Genomic DNA, 17,590 nt, shown 5'->3' on the forward strand with positions numbered 1-17,590 from the left:
AATAAAAGCGTCGCGACCCTTTGCGCCCTCCGCTGTCTCGCCGGCATCAACCACTTTCTCACGAACAGTTCCCACCGAACGGGCTTTGCTCTACCAATTATCCTGGTACGGGCACGGCCCGGCGGGAGGGTCAGAGATGCCGAGTTTCGACAGCCTGTTCAACGCGTTCGTCACCATTCTCGTGACCATCGATCCGCCCGGCCTGGCGCCGCTGTTCCTCGCCGTGACGCGCGGCATGAACCGCGAGGAGCGCCAGCAGGTTTCCGTCCGCGCCTCGATCATCGGTTTCCTGGTGATGGCGCTGTTTGCGGTTGCAGGCGCCTCGATCCTGTCGGTGTTCGGCATCACGCTGCCGGCTTTCCGCGTCGCCGGCGGTTTCCTGCTGTTCTTCATCGCCTTCGAAATGGTGTTCGAGCGCCGGCAGGACCGCAAGGAGAAGATCGGCGACGTCGCCATCACCAAGGACATGATCCACAACATCGCCGCCTTCCCGCTGGCAATCCCGCTGATCGCCGGCCCAGGCGCCATTTCGGCAACTGTGCTGCTCTCAGGTTCCTTTCAAGGCTTTGCGGCGCAGGCGGCGCTGGTCGGCATCATCTTCGTCTGCCTTGCCATCACCTATCTGGTGTTCGTGCTGTCGGAACGCATAGACCGCATCCTCGGCCAGACCGGCCGCTCGATCCTGACCCGCCTGCTCGGCGTCATCCTGGCAGCACTGGCCGTGCAATTCGTCGCCGACGGCATCAAGGCGCTGATAGCGGGCTGACAGGCTGACGCGGCGAGAATCTCAAAGCCGGCTCTATCTCGCCGTTGTGTCGACGACCTCGAAATCGTGGGTAATCGTGGCGGTCTTGGCAAGCATCGCGGAGGCCGAGCAATATTTTTCGATCGAAAGGTCGATCGCGCGTTTCACCTTGTCGCTGGAGAGTTGCCTGCCCTTGACGACGAAATGCATATGAATGCGGGTGAACACTCTGGGTTCGGTTTCCGCCCGGTCGGCCTCGAGCTCGACCACGCAGTCCTCGACCGCCTCGCGCCCCTTTTCGAGGATGTGCACGACATCATAGGCCGAACAGCCGCCGGTGCCGATCAGCACCAGCTCCATCGGGCTCGGTCCCGGCGTCCTGCCTTCCGATCCGGGCGCGGTTCCCAGCACCAGTTTGTGGCCGCTACCGGACTCGCCGACGAAAGTGCGTTCCTCGACCCATTTTACGCGTGCTTTCATCGAACTCGTCCTTCGCCATATTTCGTTGATCGCCATGTCGGCGTTCAGTTCGACAATGCAAAACCCCGAAAGTCCATGAGGGACTCTCGGGGCGCAATGTTTGACTTAAGCCAAAAATAACATCTGCAGTTGCGATCAGAACGGGATTTCGTCGTCCAGTTCGCGCGACGAACCGCCACCGCCGCCGCTCTTGGCACCGCCACCACCGCGATTGAAGCCTTCGCTCGGGCTGGACTGGCCGAAATCGGAACCACGGCTGCTGCCGCCACCGGCATAGCCGCCGACTTGGCCGCCTTCACCCTGCCCGCGCGCGTCGAGCATCTGCAGCTCACCGCGGAATTTCTGCAGCACGACTTCCGTCGTGTACTTGTCGGCGCCGGTCTGGTCCTGCCATTTGCGCGTCTGCAGCTGGCCCTCTACGTAGACCTTCATGCCCTTCTTCAAATACTGCTCCGCCACCTTGGCGATGCCCTCATTGAAGATGACGACGTTGTGCCATTCGGTCTTTTCCTTGCGCTCGCCGGAATTCTTGTCACGCCAGCTTTCCGACGTCGCAATGCGAATGTTGACGACCGGCTCGCCCGAGTTGAGGCGACGGATTTCGGGATCCGCGCCGAGGTTGCCGACCAAAATGACCTTGTTGACGCTACCCGCCATGATATTTCTCCGCGCTCATCCGAAACAAATTTTTTTGTCGCAGCACCTTACAGGCTGCAGGCGTCAGCCGCTTGCCGTGGCTGCCTTTACCCACAAGGTTTTTGTTCCCTGTTCGTTCTATGGTGCAGATGACGTTCTGTCAATGTTTGTCAGCAAGATGTAGTGTCCCGGCCGGAAATTTCCATGAAATCGGATCTGACCGGGGGCGATCAAATGAAGTCTGTCGCACATGAGGACCAGCAGCGCGAGCAATGGCGAGCAGGTGTGGAAACACGCATGCATGTGTCGGCCAGCAATGGTGCATCGCAACTTTGCATATTCGAGCAATGGGTCGAGCCCACGGTCGGCGCCCCAACGCATTGGCATCCCGTGGAGGAAGTGCTGACCGTTATCGCCGGTAGGGCTGAGATGTGGATCGACGATGAGCATACAGTCGTGACATCGGGCCAGTCTCTCGTTGTCCCCGCGAACAGGAAACACGGGTTCAAGAACGCCGGCACTGGAACGCTTCACATCCACGCCGTCCTTGCGTCGCCGATTTTCGAGGCGACGTTCGATGGGCCTGCCGGAATGGTGAGACGCTGGCTTCCGACAATCTCGTAAAACAGTGCTTGCCAAATCAATAAGTATTCACTTATGCTTTTGACATGATCGAAGCAGAGATTTTTCGCGCACTGGCCGACCCGACGCGCCGCGCCGTCTTTGAGCGGCTGGCCGCAGGCGAGATGAGCGTGTCGGAATTGCGCACCGGTATGACGGTGTCGCAGCCCGCGGTGTCGCAGCATCTGGCGGTGCTGCGTGGCGCCGGCCTGGTGGTCGAGCGGCGAGCCGGCCGCAACGCCTATTACCGCGCCGATCCGCAGGGGCTCGCTCCCTTGCTCTCCTGGATCGAACGCTACCGGACTTTCTGGCCGGAACGCATCGAAAGGCTGAAGGCGGTTTTGAAGGACATGGATCAATGAAGAAGGCGGGATCAACGACCAACGAGGGCCAAATCGACGCCGCGGATGCGCTCGAGTTCGAGTACGACCTTGCCGAGCCGCCGGAAAAGGTCTGGCGGGCCCTGACCGTACCGGAATTGCTGGCCGCCTGGATGATGCCGAACGACATCAGCCTCGAGATCGGCAACCGTTTCGCCTTCGCCGGGACGGGCGCGCCGATCGAATGCGAAATCCTCGACGCCGAACCCGAGAAGTTGCTGCGCTATTCCTGGCGGGAGCAGCCGGGCGACGCAGCCAGGCAGGATCCGCTCGACAGTACCGTCACCTTCACACTTGCCCGAACCGTTTCCGGCGGCACGCATCTGCGTGTCGTCCATGACGGCTTTGCCCGCAAGGCCATGCCTGCCATCGCCATGGCAGGCGCCGGCTGCCGTCTTTCGCTCGGTTTGCGCGCAATTGGAAAGCCCATCGCCGCGAACGCACCGCGCCTTCTGCGCGCGGCATAATAGAAAATCGGAGAAGAAAAATGAGCGGTGTTGCCAGTCTGGTGCCGATGGTCATCGAGCAATCGAGCCGCGGCGAACGCGCCTTCGACATCTTTTCGCGGCTGCTGCGCGAGCGCATCATCTTCATCAACGGCGAGATCAACGACGACATCTCGGCGCTGGTCTGCGCGCAGCTTTTGTCGCTGGAATCGGACAATCCCGACAAGGAGATCTCGCTCTACATCAACTCGCCGGGCGGCGTAGTGACCAGTGGTTTCGCCATCTACGACACGATGCAATATATCAGCTGCCCGGTGTCGACCGTATGCATGGGCTTTGCCGCTTCGATGGGCTCGTTCCTGCTGATGGCAGGCACACCGGGGCGCCGGATTTCCCTGCCGAACGCCACCATCCTGCTGCATCAGCCGCTGGGCGGGTTCCAGGGCCAGGCCTCCGACATCCAGCGACATGCCGAGCGCATCGGCAGGACGAAACGGCACATGACCGAGCTCTACGCGCAGCATTGCGGCCGTACCTATGAAGAGGTCGAGCGCACGCTGGACCGCGACCACTTCATGACCGCCCGCGAGGCGCAGGCATGGGGCATCGTCGACCATGTTTTCGACACGCGCAAAAAGGCGGCGTAAGCCAGGGCCGGAGCGGAGTCCGGCCGGCTGCCGAAGATTTGACGATGCCGGTCTGGTTCCATCGGCGGCGCGCCACTATAGTCCTGGGATGACCGACACTCATCCTTCCAGACCACTGCGCCCCGTCATCGCCGTCGTGGTGCTCGCATTTGCCAGCCTCCTGAGCGGCGCGGCTCTTGCAGAGGACAGTTCGCCGTCGACGCAAAAAAGCGCCCTGCCCGGCGTGACCGGCGACTACCGCATCGCCAAGCCGGCTCCCGAGCCGGACGATGCGCTGCCGGCCGGCGAGAACGGCACATTCAAGATCGGCGATACGGATGTCAGGATTTCCGGCAGCATCACCGTCGATGTCGGCGCCGGCTCGATCGGGCCGCCGCGTCACTGAGTGCGCGCGGACGCGTCACGTGCGCGCGGAAATGAGCGTTCCCCACATAAAACGGCCCCGCCGTGCCTTGGGCAAACGGACGGGGCCTTCTGGATCTCAAATCCAACTTTACCGGGAGTGTACTGCCGGCGTTTGATTTCGGATGCACCGCGGCGTTCGGCCGACGATCCGACTAGCAGTCTCTGATTTTTAGGGGATATGGCAGGTCACGGTTTGCCGGGTGGCGCAGACGCTAAACCCTGGCACTTATGCCTGCCGCGGCTCCAGTGACAACTGGAACCCTAGGGGACGATCCGGTGGCGTCATAGCTCCGCTCCTCTGTCCGTTGCGATTGTTGTCAATTCGAAGCACAAATCGCAAATGCCTGCGGCGTCTCGCAGGCCGCCTTTGGGCGGCGAGGCCATCGAAAGACGGCCGGCTTCGTTGACTTCCGGAGACTGCGCTCCTGGGTTGCCCGCGTCAACCATCAATAGCCGGTTACCGAAAAACGTGATCGCCGGGAGGTTACGTACAAGTCAGTTTTTGCACAGCTTTGTCAGGAGCGTGTTCGGCCTTTGTTCTTTCCGCTTGCCCGTTCACGCGAAAGACGCTTAAACGCTTTTGTCGGGAATTGTGGCGTCTCTCGACGTGGCGGCAAAACTACCTACATAGGGGATGGCCGGGAAAACCCGCCATTCCAGGAAATTCCAGATTCTGAGGCGGCGACCGGCTATGGCCGACCATAAATATCTTTCCATTCGCGGGGCGCGCGAACACAATCTGAAGAATGTCGATCTCGACCTGCCGCGTGACAGCCTGATTGTCATGACCGGCCTGTCGGGGTCCGGCAAGTCATCGCTCGCCTTCGACACGATCTATGCCGAGGGCCAGCGCCGCTACGTCGAAAGCCTGTCGGCCTACGCGCGGCAATTCCTCGAAATGATGCAGAAGCCTGACGTCGACCAGATCGACGGCCTGTCGCCTGCCATTTCCATCGAGCAGAAGACCACATCGAAGAACCCGCGTTCGACGGTCGGCACCGTCACCGAGATCTACGATTACATGCGCCTGCTTTTTGCGCGCGTCGGCATCCCCTATTCGCCGGCCACCGGCCTGCCGATCGAGAGCCAGACGGTTTCGCAGATGGTCGACCGCGTGCTGGCGATCGAGGAAGGCACGCGCCTGTTCATCCTGGCGCCGATGGTGCGCGGCCGCAAAGGCGAGTACCGCAAGGAGTTGCTGGAACTGCAGAAGAAGGGCTTTCAGCGCGTCAAGGTCGACGGCGTCTTCTATGAGATCGCCGACGTGCCGGCGCTGGACAAGAAGTACAAGCATGACCTCGATGTCGTCGTCGACCGCATCGTCGTGCGCGGCGATCTCGCGACGCGGCTTGCCGATTCCATCGAAACGGCGCTGAAGCTGGCCGATGGGCTGGCGGTCGCCGAATTCGCCGACAAGCCGCTCGATTCCAGTCAGACCGGCGAGGATTCGGTCAACAAGTCGAAGAACGAGACGCATGAGCGCATCCTGTTCTCGGAAAAGTTCGCTTGCCCGGTCTCCGGCTTCACCATTCCGGAAATCGAACCGCGGCTGTTCTCGTTCAACAACCCGTTCGGCGCCTGCCCGACCTGCGACGGTCTCGGCAGCCAGCGCGCCATCGACGGCAATCTGATCGTGCCGGATGAAAACATCTCGCTGCGCGACGGCGCCGTCAGCCCGTGGGCGAAGTCGACCTCGCCCTATTACGCGCAGACGCTGGAGGCATTGGGCAAGGCCTATGGCTTCAAGCTCGGCGACAAGTTCAAGGATTTGTCCGAAGAGGCCAAGGAAGCCGTCCTGCGCGGCACCGGCGAGCGCGAGATCACCTTCCAGTATGATGACGGCCTGCGCTCCTACAAGACGACGAAGACTTTCGAAGGCGTCATCCCCAATCTCGAGCGGCGCTGGAAAGAGACCGAATCCGCCTGGATGCGCGAGGAGATCGAGCGCTTCATGTCGGCCACACCCTGCCCGGTCTGCAAGGGCTATCGGCTGAAGCCCGAGTCGCTGGCGGTGAAGATCGCCGGCAGGCACATCGGCGAAGTCACCGAGCTTTCCATCCGCAAGGCCGACCAGTGGTTCACCGACCTGCCCGCGTCGCTCAACGACAAGCAGAACGAAATCGCGGTGCGTGTGCTCAAGGAAATCCGTGAACGGCTGCGCTTCCTCAACGATGTCGGGCTCGACTATCTGACGTTGTCGCGCAATTCCGGCACGCTGTCGGGCGGCGAGAGCCAGCGCATCCGGCTGGCATCGCAGATCGGCTCCGGCCTGACCGGCGTGCTCTATGTGCTGGACGAGCCGTCGATCGGCCTGCACCAGCGCGACAATGCGCGCCTGCTCGATACGCTGAAGCACCTGCGCGACATCGGCAACACGGTGATCGTCGTCGAGCATGACGAGGACGCCATCCTGCATGCCGACTATGTCGTCGACATGGGCCCGGCCGCCGGCATCCATGGCGGCGAGATCATCGCCCAGGGCACGCCGCAGCAGGTCATGGCCAATCCCAATTCGATCACCGGCAAATATCTGTCGGGCGCGCTCGAAGTGGCGACGCCCGGCGTGCGGCGTGAAGCGAAGAAGAACCGCCGCATAAAGATCGTCGGCGCGCGCGGCAACAATCTGAAGAACGTCACCGCCGAAATCCCGCTCGGCACCTTCACCGCCGTCACTGGCGTGTCCGGCGGCGGCAAGTCGACCTTCCTGATCGAGACGCTGTTCAAGGCCGCCTCGAGACGCATCATGGGCTCGCGCGAACATCCGGCCGACCACGACCGCATCGAGGGCCTCGAATTCCTCGACAAGGTCATCGACATCGACCAGTCGCCGATCGGCCGCACACCGCGTTCAAACCCGGCCACCTATACCGGCGCCTTCACGCCGATCCGCGACTGGTTCGCTGGCCTGCCGGAGGCCAAGGCGCGCGGCTATCAGCCGGGACGCTTCTCGTTCAACGTCAAGGGCGGCCGCTGCGAGGCCTGCCAGGGCGACGGCGTCATCAAGATCGAGATGCACTTCCTGCCCGACGTCTACGTCACCTGCGACGTCTGTCACGGCAAGCGTTATAACCGCGAGACGCTCGATGTCCTGTTCAAGGGCAAGTCGATCGCCGACGTGCTCGACATGACGGTCGAGGAAGGCGTCGATTTCTTCGCCGCCGTGCCCGGCGTGCGCGACAAGCTCGACACGCTGAAGCAGGTCGGCCTCGGCTACATCCATATCGGCCAGCAGGCGACAACGCTGTCCGGCGGCGAGGCGCAGCGCATCAAGCTGGCCAAGGAACTGTCGCGCAAGGCGACGGGCAAGACGCTCTACATCCTGGATGAGCCGACCACTGGCCTGCATTTCCACGACGTTGCCAAACTGCTGGAAGTGCTGCACGAACTGGTAGACCAGGGCAACACGGTGGTGGTCATCGAGCACAATCTCGAAGTGATAAAAACCGCGGACTGGGTGCTCGACCTCGGCCCCGAAGGCGGCGACGGCGGCGGCGAACTGGTCGCCTCCGGCACGCCGGAAGCCATCGTGCGCGAAAAACGCAGCTACACCGGCCAGTTCCTCAAGGAGCTTCTGGAGCGACGTCCCGGAGGCAAACGCGAAGCGGCGGAGTGATCGACCGGTTGGCGCCTGGAGAGCTCTGGAGAGCTTTTGAATGACAATCAGAAGAGCGCTTGCCGGTGATCTCCAAACCGTCGTCTCGCTGACGGAAGCGGCCTATGCGCCTTACATCGCGCTGTTCGGCGCGCCGCCGATCCCGGTCACCGAGGACTATGCGCCGCGCATCGCGCGCGGCGAGGTCTGGTTGCTGGAAAGTGGCGGCGAGCTTGCCGGGCTGATCGCGCTGGAGCGACATGACGACCACGCGATGATCTTCTCCGTCGCGGTCTCCCCCGACTTTCAAGGCAAGGGCTTCGGCATTGCGCTGCTGAAACACGCGGATGAGCAGACCCATCTCTGGGGTCTGCCAGAAGTGCGGCTCTACACCAACGCCAGGATGGAGCGGAACATTGCGCTCTATCTTGCCTATGGTTTCCACGAAACGGGTCGCCGGCCCAATCCCTACCGGCCAGGATGGGTGCTCGTCGACATGATCAAAACCGTCGATGAGATTACCGCGGCCTGATCTTTTTCTGCATTGGGAGGATGACAATGAGCACATCGGGAACAATCCGCGCCGGCATGGGCGGCTGGACCTTCGAACCCTGGGATACGTCCTTCTATCCCGACAAGCTTCCCAAGGCCAAGCAGTTGAACTACGCCACTCGCCAGGTGCCGAGCATCGAGGTCAACGGCACCTACTATTCCAGCTTCAAGGAGCCGACCTTCGTCAAATGGGCCAGCGAGGCGCCGGACGGCTTTGTCTATTCGCTGAAGGGCAACCGCTTCGTCACCAACCGGCGCGTGCTGGGCGAGGCCGGCGAATCGATGATGCGCTTCCTTGGCTCCGGCGTGGCGGCGCTCGGCGAAAAGCTCGGGCCGATCCTGTGGCAGTTCGCACCGACCAAGAAATTCGATCCGGACGATTTCGAAGCCTTCCTGAAGCTGCTCCCGGAAAAGCAGGACGGCGTTGCGCTGCGCCATGCGCTCGAAGTCCGCAACGACAGTTTTGTCGTGCCGGAATTCGCAGCACTTGCCCGAAAATACAAGGCCGCGATCGTCTACGCCGACCATGCCAAATATCCTGATATCGCCGACATCACCGCCGATTTCGTCTACGCCCGACTGCAGACCGGCAGCGATGACAATCCCGACTGCTATACGCCGAAAGGCCTCGATGAATGGGCCGCGCGGGTAAAGACCTGGGCGCAAGGCAAGCAGCCGGCCGACCTGCGGCGCGCCGACCCCGCCACCGATGCGCCGGTCAAGCCGCGCGACGTGTTCGTTTACTTCATCACCGAGGGCAAGGTGCGCGCGCCGTTCGGCGCCATGGCACTGATGAAGCGAGTGGACCAGGGTCAACCGGTGCCCTGACGCAGCGGAATCATGGCATCTTCGCCACCGTCGTAACCTTATCGATACCTCCTTGCTGCATGAATCCAGCCAGACCAGTCGCAGATCTGGGCCGCCACGGGCAAGGACGAGGGGCATGTCGCTCGACTACACTTCACTTCTCCTGGCTGTCGGTTTTTCCGCGGCCTGCCTGAGCCTGACATTGTTCGGCATGTGGCTGACCGCTCGCTCGGAGAAATTCCTGCTGACATGGGCGATCAGCCTGGTGTTCGTGGTCGGCGATATTTTTGTCTATGACGCTTATATCGACATGCCCGGGCGCCTGCTGGGCATCGCCACGCTGGCTTTCCTCCTGCTCGGTTTCTCGACAATGCTGGGCGCGGCCTACCAGTTCAGAACCGGCGGCTCGCCAGTGCCCCGAACTGTACTTGGCAGCGCCATTTCGCTGGCCGTGACGTTGCCTCCCATGGCCCTAGGCTATGACGGGCTGGGCTTCATGTTCGAAAATGCCTTCGCCGCCTTGCTTCTGTTCGCAACGGCGGTCGAATACTGGGAGGGCCGCGACGAAGCCCCTGCCCTGACGATCGGTATCACCGCGCTCTATTCTGCCACGGCCGCATCCTTCGCTCTCTGCGCCATGGTTTTAGCCTTGGATGGAAAGCTGGTCCTTGGACATGCGCCAAGCAACTGGGCCGAGGAACTGAGCCTCATCATCGTCATCGCCAGCATGACCGGGATTGGAGCGCTTTCCCTGGCCCTGAATCAGGGACGCTTGGCCCGGCATCACCGCCACAATGCCCTGACCGACCCGCTGACCGGCCTGCTCAACCGCCGCGCCCTGTTCGACCTGCACGGCGATGCGCCGGTCGGCGCCTTCACGGCGGTGGTCGTCTTCGATCTCGACAACTTCAAGGCCATCAACGACGAATTCGGCCACGCCGCCGGTGATGAAGTGCTGAGGGTGTTTGCACGGGAACTCGCCAGCAATCGCCGCCCGGCCGACGTCGCCGCGCGCATGGGCGGCGAGGAGTTCGCGCTGGTGCTGAAGCGGACCTTGCCCGAAACGGTGGAGGCCACCGCCGAGGCCATACGGGCAGCTTTCGCCGCGCACCGCATCGAAACCGAGACAGGCTCGCTGATATGCACCGTCAGTGCCGGATTTGCTTTCGGCACCAAGGAAGGCCTCGGCTTCGACAAGGTGCTCAACGCCGCCGACAAGGCGCTCTACGACGCCAAGCGCGGAGGCCGTAACCGCGTCACCGCGTCTCCGTTCAGGCGCGCAAGCTAATCGCGCAACACCGGCCTCTGATCGTGGGGAGACGAATGCGGCTCCTAGGCCGCCATGACAATCTCATTGAAGGTATCGAGATCGACATAGAAGACCTTGGTGATCTCCTCGATCAGATCGTCGTAGTCGCAGCCCTGTGATCTCAAGATATTGATGGCAGCGATGATGTCGACGCGTTCGGTAAGCCGCCGCTTCTGGTAATCCTCGACGTAACGTTCCATGGCTGTCCTTTAGCCTGTGTGCCCAAACGCGTTTGAACGACAGAGATCGCAGGAGGGAAGCTAGGCAGCCTTGCTTGCGTGAAACTTGCCCGGCATTGGCCGTGGTCCTCGATCTGCGATAACCAGACTGATACGGAAGCGGCCGACTCACAAAGCCATGGAAAAGACTAGCACGCGATATTGAGCGTGCCAGAGACGCAGGTGATCGGATGGAGAAATATTGGACTTGGCAAGAACTTCGGATCGCCAACTGAAGTTCACCGCCAATGCTAGACGGTAAGGAACTTCCGCACATCAGCCCGGTCTAAATCTTCAGCCGGGCCGGTATGGACGATCACGCCCCGGTCCATGATGTTGACCTCGTCGGCGAGCTCGCGGCAGAAATCGAGATATTGTTCGACCAAAAGCACGGCGATGCCCGCCTGGTCGCGCAGATAGCGGATGGCGCGGCCGATGTCCTTAATGATCGACGGCTGTATGCCCTCGGTCGGTTCATCGAGCACGAGCAGTTTCGGCCGCATCACCAGCGCCCGCCCGATGGCGAGCTGTTGCTGCTGGCCGCCGGAAAGATCGCCGCCGCGACGGCCGAGCATCTGCTTCAGCACCGGGAACAATTCGAAGACATGCGCCGGAATGTTGCGGTCGGCTCGCCTCAGCGGCGCAAAGCCTGATTCCAGGTTCTCTCGCACGGTGAGCAGCGGAAAGACCTCCCTGCCCTGCGGTACGAATGCGATGCCCGACCGGGCGCGGTCATACGCCGCGCTCCGGTCGAGCGCCTTCCCCTCGAAGGCAACGCTTCCGCTCGTCAGCCGGTGGTGGCCGACGATCGATCTCATCAAACTGGTCTTGCCGACGCCGTTGCGGCCGAGCACGCAGGTGATCTTGCCGGCGCCCGCCTTCAGTGATACGCCGCGCAGCGCCTGGGCGGCGCCGTAGTGCAGCGTGGCATTGGAAACTTCGAGCATGTCAGCGCCGTCTCCAGAACCTGAGAAACGACAGATCGAAGTGATGGAACTGAACCCGCCAGACCATGCTCATCTCCCCAGATAGACTTCTACGACACGCTCGTCGGCCGACACGAAATCGAGTGTGCCTTCCGAGAGCACCGAGCCCTCGTGCAGGCAGGTGACCTTGACGCCGAGCTCGCGCACGAAATGCATGTCGTGCTCGACGACGATGACCGAATGGTCGCGGGCGATATCCTTGAGCAGCCGCGCGGTTTCCTCGGTCTCGGCATCGGTCATGCCGGCGACCGGCTCGTCAACCAGAAGCAGTTTCGGGTCCTGCGCCAAGAGCATGCCGATCTCCAGCCACTGCTTTTGCCCATGGCTGAGATTGGCCGCCAGTTCGTCACGCTTGTCGCCAAGCCGGATGATGCCGAGGATGTCATCGATCTGCCGCGTCTCGGCGGCCGAGCGGCGGTGAAACAGCGCCGGGAAGATCGAGCGAGGACCCTTCAGCGCCAGCATCAGGTTTTCCTCGATCGTGTGGCTTTCGAAGACGGTCGGCTTCTGGAATTTACGGCCAATGCCCATCATGGCGATCTCGGCCTCGTCGTGCTTGGTGAGATCGACTTGGCCGTCGAAGAACACCTCGCCCTCGTCGGGCCGCGTCTTGCCGGTGACGATGTCCATCATCGTCGTCTTGCCGGCGCCGTTGGGGCCGATGATGGCGCGCATCTCGCCCTTGTCGAGCACCAGCGACAGATTGTTGATGGCGCGAAAGCCGTCGAAGGAGACCGAGACGCCGTCGAGATAAAGGATCGTGTTCGACTTTGACATGGTCGCTCACTCCGCCGGCTGTGGTTCGGGGTTGCTGGCGGACCAGTCACCTGGCTTTCTTGCTTCACTGCGCACGATTTTCGCCGGCGGCGAGACATCGGCATCGGTGCCGGCTTCCTCGGCAATCGAAGCAGCTCGCAACGCCTTGGCGTTGCCGCGCCAGCTGTCCCACATGCCGATGATGCCCTTGGGCAGCAAAAGCGTGACGGCGACGAACAGTCCACCCAATGCAAACAGCCAGAACTCCGGCAGCACACCGGTGAACCAGGATTTGCCGGCATTGACCAGCAACGCGCCGATGATCGGCCCGACGATGGTGCCGCGCCCGCCGACGGCCGCCCAGATCACCACCTCGATCGAATTCGAGGGCTCGAATTCGCCAGGGTTGATGATGCCCACCTGCGGCACGTAGAGCGCGCCGGCTATGCCGGCCATGACGGCCGAGACAGTGAAGGCGAACAGTTTCACGTTCTCCGCCCGCCAGCCGAGAAAGCGCGTGCGGCTCTCGGCATCGCGTACCGCCATCAAGAGCTTGCCGTATTTTGAGCCGACGATCGCCCAGGTGACGAAGACGGCAAGTGCCAGCATCACCGCGCTGGCGGCAAACAGCGCCGAGCGCGTCGCGTCGGCCTGCACGTTGAAGCCCAGAATATCCTTGAAATCGGTCAGGCCGTTGTTGCCGCCGAAACCCATGTCGTTGCGGAAAAAGGCAAGCAGCAGCGCATACGTCATCGCCTGGGTAATGATGGAGAGATAAACGCCGGTGACGCGGCTGCGGAAGGCGAACCAGCCGAAGACGAAAGCCAGCAGGCCAGGCACCGCGAGCACCATAAGGCCGGCGAACCAGAAATGGTCGAAGCCATTACCAGAACCATGGCAGTTCCTTGTAGTTCAGGAACACCATGAAGTCGGGCAGGACGGGATTGCCATAGACGCCGCGCGAGCCGATCTGGCGCATCAGATACATGCCCATTGCATAGCCGCCGAGCGCGAAGAAGGCGCCGTGACCGAGCGAAAGAATGCCGCAATAGCCCCAGACCAGGTCGAGCGCCAAGGCAAGCAGCGCGTAGCAGAGATATTTGCCGGTCAGCGCGACGATGTAGGATGGGATGTAGAAGGCGCTGGTAGGAGACACCGCAAGGTTGAGCAACGGCACGATGACGGCCACCGCCAGCAGGATGAAGATCGTGATCGCGATGCGGCGGTCCGCGCCGGCGGCAAAGAAGCGTCCCGTGATCATGCTTCCACCGCCCTGCCCTTGAGCGCGAACAGGCCGCGCGGGCGCTTCTGGATGAACAGGATGATCAGCACCAGCACGACGATCTTGCCGAGCACCGCGCCCGCATAAGGCTCGAGGAACTTGTTGACGATGCCGAGCGAGAAGGCGCCGACCAGCGTGCCCCACAGATTGCCGACGCCGCCGAAGACAACGACCATGAAGCTGTCGATGATGTACCCGCGGCCGAGATTGGGCGAGACGTTGTCGATCTGGCTCAGCGCGACGCCGGCAATGCCGGCAATGCCGGAGCCGAGCGCGAAGGTCAGCGCGTCGACCCACGGCGTCCTGATGCCCATCGAGGCAGCCATGCGCCGGTTGGCGGTGACGGCGCGCATCTGCAGGCCCCAGGGCCTGCGCTTCATCACGTAGAGCAGGATGCCGAAGACAGCGAGCGCGAAAACCAGGATCCACAGGCGGTTCCAGGTGATCGCCAACTGTCCGACATTGAACGAGCCCGACATCCAGGATGGGTTGCCGACCTCCTGGTTGGTCGGCCCGAAGATTGAGCGCACGGCCTGTTGCAGGATCAGCGAGACGCCCCATGTCGCCAGCAGTGTTTCAAGCGGCCGGCCATAGAGGAAGCGGATGACACCGCGCTCGATGATCAGGCCAACCAGGGCCGCGACGAGAAAAGCGAGCGGCAGTGCGATGACCAGCGACCAGTCGAACAGGTCCGGGAAGGATGTACGGATCACCTGCTGGACGACGAAGGTCGTGTAGGCGCCGAGCATGACCATCTCGCCATGCGCCATGTTGATGACGCCCATGACGCCGAACGTGATGGCGAGGCCGATTGCCGCCAGCAGCAGCACCGAGCCCAGCGAGATGCCGTACCAGACGTTCTGCCCGGCGTCCCAGAAGGCCAGCGTCGAATTGATGTTGGCGATCGCGGCTGTCGCCGCTTGCCTAACCGCGTCAGTGGAATTCGCCACGATCGAAGTGAGCAGCGAAACAGCATCGCGATCGCCCCGTGTCCCGATAAGCGCGATGGCGGCGAGCTTGTCGGCCTCGGGCCGATCCGAGACAAGAACTGACGCGGCACGGGCCTGTTCGAGCAGAGCCTTGACGCTGGCCACGGTCTCACTGGCGATCGCCGTGTCGAGCGGTCCGATGTTTGCGGCGTCGGGTGTCTTGAACATGGTGTCGGCGGCGGCGATACGGACAGCCGGATCCTTGGCGCCGAGCGTCAGCGTGCCCAACGCATCGCGGATGACGCGACGCAGCGTGTTGTTGACCTTGATCTTGGTGATGCCGTCCTTGGCCGCCTCACCCGATGCCTCCCCGCTCAACGGGTCGGAAAGCTGGACGCTCTCGCCCGCTTCCTTGCCGACAAACACCAGGGAATCGGCCTTGCGGACATAGAGGTTGCCGTCGGCAAGTGCCGCAAGCGGCCGCTCCACCGCCGGGTCGCCGGCGGCTGCCAGTTCGTGGACGACGGCTCCGATCTCGGAAAAGCCCTTGGCCGTGGCGAATTTGGCGATGATGCCGCGCAGATCGGTTTCGCCAGCGCCCGATGACGACAGTGTCGCCAGCAGGAACAACAGCATCAAACCCGTGCGGATTAAGGTCATCGGTTTCTGGTAACCCCTGAAGGTTGAAGTGGGCGTCCGGACGGCGGAGGAAGCCGTCCGGACGCGCGCGGTCTGACTGGGTCAGCCCTGGGAGGGATCAGTTCGTGCCCTTGCCGCCGCACTTGCCGGTGGCAACATTAAAGTTGCCGCAGGACAGAGGCGCGCGCCAATCCGAGATCAGGTCCTTGGAATCAGGCAGATAGTCGGACCATTCGTCGCCCATCACCAGGCCCGGCGTGCGCGACACGGTCTCGAACTGGCCGTCGGCCTGGATTTCGCCGATCAGCACCGGCTTGGTGATGTGGTGGTTCGGCATCATCGTCGAATAGCCGCCGGTCAGGTTCGGCACCGACACGCCGATCATGGCGTCGATGACCTTGTCCGGATCGGTGGTGCCGGCCTTCTCGACCGCCTTCACCCACATGTTGAAGCCGATATAATGGGCCTCCATCGGGTCGTTGGTGGTGCGCTTGTCGTTCTTGATGAACTTGTGCCAGTCGGCGATGAACTTCTTGTTCTCGGGCGTATCGATGCTCTCGAAATAGTTCCAGGCGGCGAGATGGCCGACCAGCGGCGCGGTGTCGAGACCTGCAAGCTCTTCCTCGCCGACCGAGAAGGCCATGACCGGAATGTCCTCGGCCTTGATGCCCTGGTTGCCGAGTTCCTTGTAGAACGGCACGTTGGCGTCGCCGTTGACGGTCGAGACAACGGCGGTCTTCTTGCCGGCCGAACCGAACTTCTTGATCGCCGAAACCTCGGTCTGCCAGTCGGAGAAGCCGAACGGCGTGTAATTGACCATGATGTCTTCAGCCGCCACGCCCTTGGCCTTCAGATAGGCCTCGAGGATCTTGTTGGTGGTGCGCGGATAGACGTAGTCGGTGCCTTCCAGCACCCAGCGCTTAACCGAACCGCCGTCCTCGCTCATCAGATAGTCGACCGCCGGGATCGCCTGCTGGTTCGGCGCCGCCCCCGTGTAGAACACGTTGCGCTCGCTCTCCTCGCCCTCATACTGGACCGGATAGAACAGGATGTTGTTGAGTTCGGAGAACACCGGCAGCACCGATTTGCGCGACACCGAGGTCCAGCAGCCGAACACCGCCGCGACCTTGTCCTTGGAGATCAGTTCGCGCGCCTTTTCGGCAAACAGCGGCCAGTTGGAAGCCGGATCGACGACCACCGCCTCGAGCTTCTTGCCGAGCAGGCCGCCCTTGGCGTTCTGCTCGTCGATGAGCATCAGCATGGCGTCCTTCAGTGTCGTCTCCGAAATCGCCATGGTCCCCGAGAGCGAATGGAGAATGCCGACCTTGATCGTGTCGTCGGCGGCCTTGGCCGGAGCCGACATCAACAGGCCGGCGGCGACCGCACCAGCCGAAAACATTTTTGTTATTGTCGAGAAATTACCCCTCATATTACGGACTCCCAAGCTAGTTGATTGCACCGCAACACTACAATGCAACCCCCATGCCAACCGCTCCAGCGATCCTGAAAGGGTGCAAATAGTTCATAGATATCAGCGCCTTGGAATACAGGGGCTTCCAAAACAAAGAGAGCCGGCCAGAAATCGATTGAGGGAAATTTGCGCAGCTTACACAGTTTTTGCCTAATTTTCGCTCATTCTCCCAGACTGCCTAGATTTTGATCTGAATAGCGGCGCCTTGGGCGACCGATGTTGCGGCGCGGTGCAAAAATAGGGCAAGCTCGCTCTTCAAACGAGCGACGTCATGATTTCAGGGATTTCACGCTTTTTCATCGGCATACTGCTTCTGGCCGCAGCAACCGGAGCCGCGCGAGCCGATTTCAGCGATGGCAAGATGCCTGACGGCACCTATCATTGCGAAGTGTACCTGCTTGGCATGTTCCTCAGCCTCGGCGACATCACCATCAAGGGGAACGTCTACAGCGGCCCTGTCTACACCAGCCTCGGCGTCTTCGGCCCCGCTCAGCAAGGGTACAACTACCAAATGGATGCGAACGGCGTGATTTCCTGGCTGGGACCACTGGGCGGCTACACCGCCGGCGGCAACTCGCTGTCGCTGACCCAGGCGACGCTGGACGGCGAAACCGTGCCCTCCTTCGACATCATCATGAAGCAACCCGACGGCGCCTTCACCGCATCGACCTGCACCAAGCAATAAGGCG

General features: G+C 61.9%; 18 protein-coding genes and 1 pseudogene. 11 read left to right on the plus strand and 8 right to left on the minus strand.

The window, feature by feature from the left end:
* Positions 1–136: 136 nt before the first annotated feature.
* Positions 137–766: a MarC family protein gene (locus LB559_RS00630; RefSeq protein ID WP_013531832.1), complete on the plus strand. Its 630-nt coding sequence runs from the start codon at positions 137–139 to the stop codon at positions 764–766.
* Positions 767–799: 33 nt separating this feature from the next.
* Here LB559_RS00630 and LB559_RS00635 read toward each other — a convergent pair whose 3' ends face one another.
* Together LB559_RS00635 and LB559_RS00640 are read right to left on the minus strand one after the other, a co-directional pair.
* Positions 800–1,225, minus strand: coding sequence for an OsmC family protein (locus LB559_RS00635; protein WP_224672854.1), 426 nt, complete (start codon positions 1,223–1,225; stop codon positions 800–802).
* 135 nt (positions 1,226–1,360) lie between these two features.
* Positions 1,361–1,882 carry a single-stranded DNA-binding protein gene (locus LB559_RS00640; RefSeq protein ID WP_024503512.1) on the minus strand — a complete coding sequence of 174 codons (522 nt, stop codon included), beginning with the start codon at positions 1,880–1,882 and terminating at the stop codon, positions 1,361–1,363.
* A gap of 183 nt (positions 1,883–2,065) precedes the next feature.
* Between LB559_RS00640 and LB559_RS00645 the strand changes: the two genes are divergently transcribed.
* The 9 genes from LB559_RS00645 (at position 2,066) to LB559_RS00685 (ending at position 10,599) form a co-directional block, all read left to right on the plus strand.
* On the plus strand, positions 2,066–2,485 hold the full coding sequence (locus LB559_RS00645; protein ID WP_013531835.1) for a cupin domain-containing protein: 420 nt from the start codon (positions 2,066–2,068) through the stop codon (positions 2,483–2,485).
* Between the two features lie 44 nt (positions 2,486–2,529).
* A complete protein-coding gene (locus LB559_RS00650; RefSeq protein ID WP_013531836.1) occupies positions 2,530–2,844 on the plus strand; it encodes an ArsR/SmtB family transcription factor in 315 nt (104 codons plus the stop codon).
* The gene (locus LB559_RS00655; protein WP_224672855.1) at positions 2,841–3,329 is read left to right on the plus strand and encodes an SRPBCC family protein; all 489 of its coding nucleotides are present in this window, start codon (positions 2,841–2,843) and stop codon (positions 3,327–3,329) included. The genes LB559_RS00650 and LB559_RS00655 overlap by 4 nt, the downstream gene beginning before the upstream one ends.
* Positions 3,330–3,349: 20 nt before the next feature.
* On the plus strand, positions 3,350–3,955 hold the full coding sequence (locus LB559_RS00660; protein WP_013531838.1) for an ATP-dependent Clp protease proteolytic subunit: 606 nt from the start codon (positions 3,350–3,352) through the stop codon (positions 3,953–3,955).
* A gap of 88 nt (positions 3,956–4,043) precedes the next feature.
* Entirely contained in the window at positions 4,044–4,340 is a 297-nt protein-coding gene (locus LB559_RS00665; protein WP_224672856.1) for a hypothetical protein, read from the plus strand.
* A gap of 711 nt (positions 4,341–5,051) precedes the next feature.
* Positions 5,052–7,973 (plus strand): excinuclease ABC subunit UvrA, encoded by a 2,922-nt coding sequence (uvrA, locus tag LB559_RS00670; protein WP_063167932.1) that lies wholly within the window; start codon positions 5,052–5,054, stop codon positions 7,971–7,973.
* A 40-nt stretch (positions 7,974–8,013) separates the two neighbouring features.
* On the plus strand, positions 8,014–8,484 hold the full coding sequence (locus LB559_RS00675; protein ID WP_224672857.1) for a GNAT family N-acetyltransferase: 471 nt from the start codon (positions 8,014–8,016) through the stop codon (positions 8,482–8,484).
* Positions 8,485–8,510: 26 nt separating this feature from the next.
* The gene (locus LB559_RS00680; protein WP_063167930.1) at positions 8,511–9,332 is read left to right on the plus strand and encodes a DUF72 domain-containing protein; all 822 of its coding nucleotides are present in this window, start codon (positions 8,511–8,513) and stop codon (positions 9,330–9,332) included.
* 115 nt (positions 9,333–9,447) lie between these two features.
* Entirely contained in the window at positions 9,448–10,599 is a 1,152-nt protein-coding gene (locus tag LB559_RS00685; RefSeq protein ID WP_224672858.1) for a GGDEF domain-containing protein, read from the plus strand.
* 44 nt (positions 10,600–10,643) lie between these two features.
* On the opposite strand, the gene LB559_RS00690 is transcribed toward LB559_RS00685, so the two are convergent.
* The 6 genes and pseudogenes from LB559_RS00690 to urtA form a co-directional block, all read right to left on the minus strand.
* Positions 10,644–10,820: a hypothetical protein gene (locus LB559_RS00690; RefSeq protein ID WP_013531844.1), complete on the minus strand. Its 177-nt coding sequence runs from the start codon at positions 10,818–10,820 to the stop codon at positions 10,644–10,646.
* 269 nt (positions 10,821–11,089) lie between these two features.
* Positions 11,090–11,785, minus strand: coding sequence for an urea ABC transporter ATP-binding subunit UrtE (gene urtE / locus LB559_RS00695; protein ID WP_013531845.1), 696 nt, complete (start codon positions 11,783–11,785; stop codon positions 11,090–11,092).
* 69 nt (positions 11,786–11,854) lie between these two features.
* Positions 11,855–12,601: an urea ABC transporter ATP-binding protein UrtD gene (urtD, locus tag LB559_RS00700; RefSeq protein ID WP_013531846.1), complete on the minus strand. Its 747-nt coding sequence runs from the start codon at positions 12,599–12,601 to the stop codon at positions 11,855–11,857.
* Between the two features lie 6 nt (positions 12,602–12,607).
* A pseudogene (gene urtC, locus LB559_RS00705) lies at positions 12,608–13,841 on the minus strand (urea ABC transporter permease subunit UrtC).
* Positions 13,838–15,451, minus strand: coding sequence for an urea ABC transporter permease subunit UrtB (gene urtB / locus LB559_RS00710; protein WP_224672859.1), 1,614 nt, complete (start codon positions 15,449–15,451; stop codon positions 13,838–13,840). Before urtB ends, urtC begins: the two are co-directional and overlap by 4 nt.
* 97 nt (positions 15,452–15,548) lie before the next feature.
* A complete protein-coding gene (gene urtA / locus LB559_RS00715) occupies positions 15,549–16,829 on the minus strand; it encodes an urea ABC transporter substrate-binding protein (RefSeq protein ID WP_411970020.1) in 1,281 nt (426 codons plus the stop codon).
* Positions 16,830–17,172: 343 nt separating this feature from the next.
* Here urtA and LB559_RS00720 point away from each other — a divergent pair, with 343 nt between their 5' ends.
* Entirely contained in the window at positions 17,173–17,586 is a 414-nt protein-coding gene (locus LB559_RS00720; protein ID WP_027161509.1) for a hypothetical protein, read from the plus strand.
* The last annotated feature ends 4 nt before the right edge of the window (positions 17,587–17,590 follow it).

Origin of the sequence: Mesorhizobium sp. BR1-1-3 (assembly GCF_020165455.1) — a bacterium.
Taxonomy (GTDB): Bacteria; Pseudomonadota; Alphaproteobacteria; order Rhizobiales; family Rhizobiaceae; genus Mesorhizobium; species Mesorhizobium ciceri.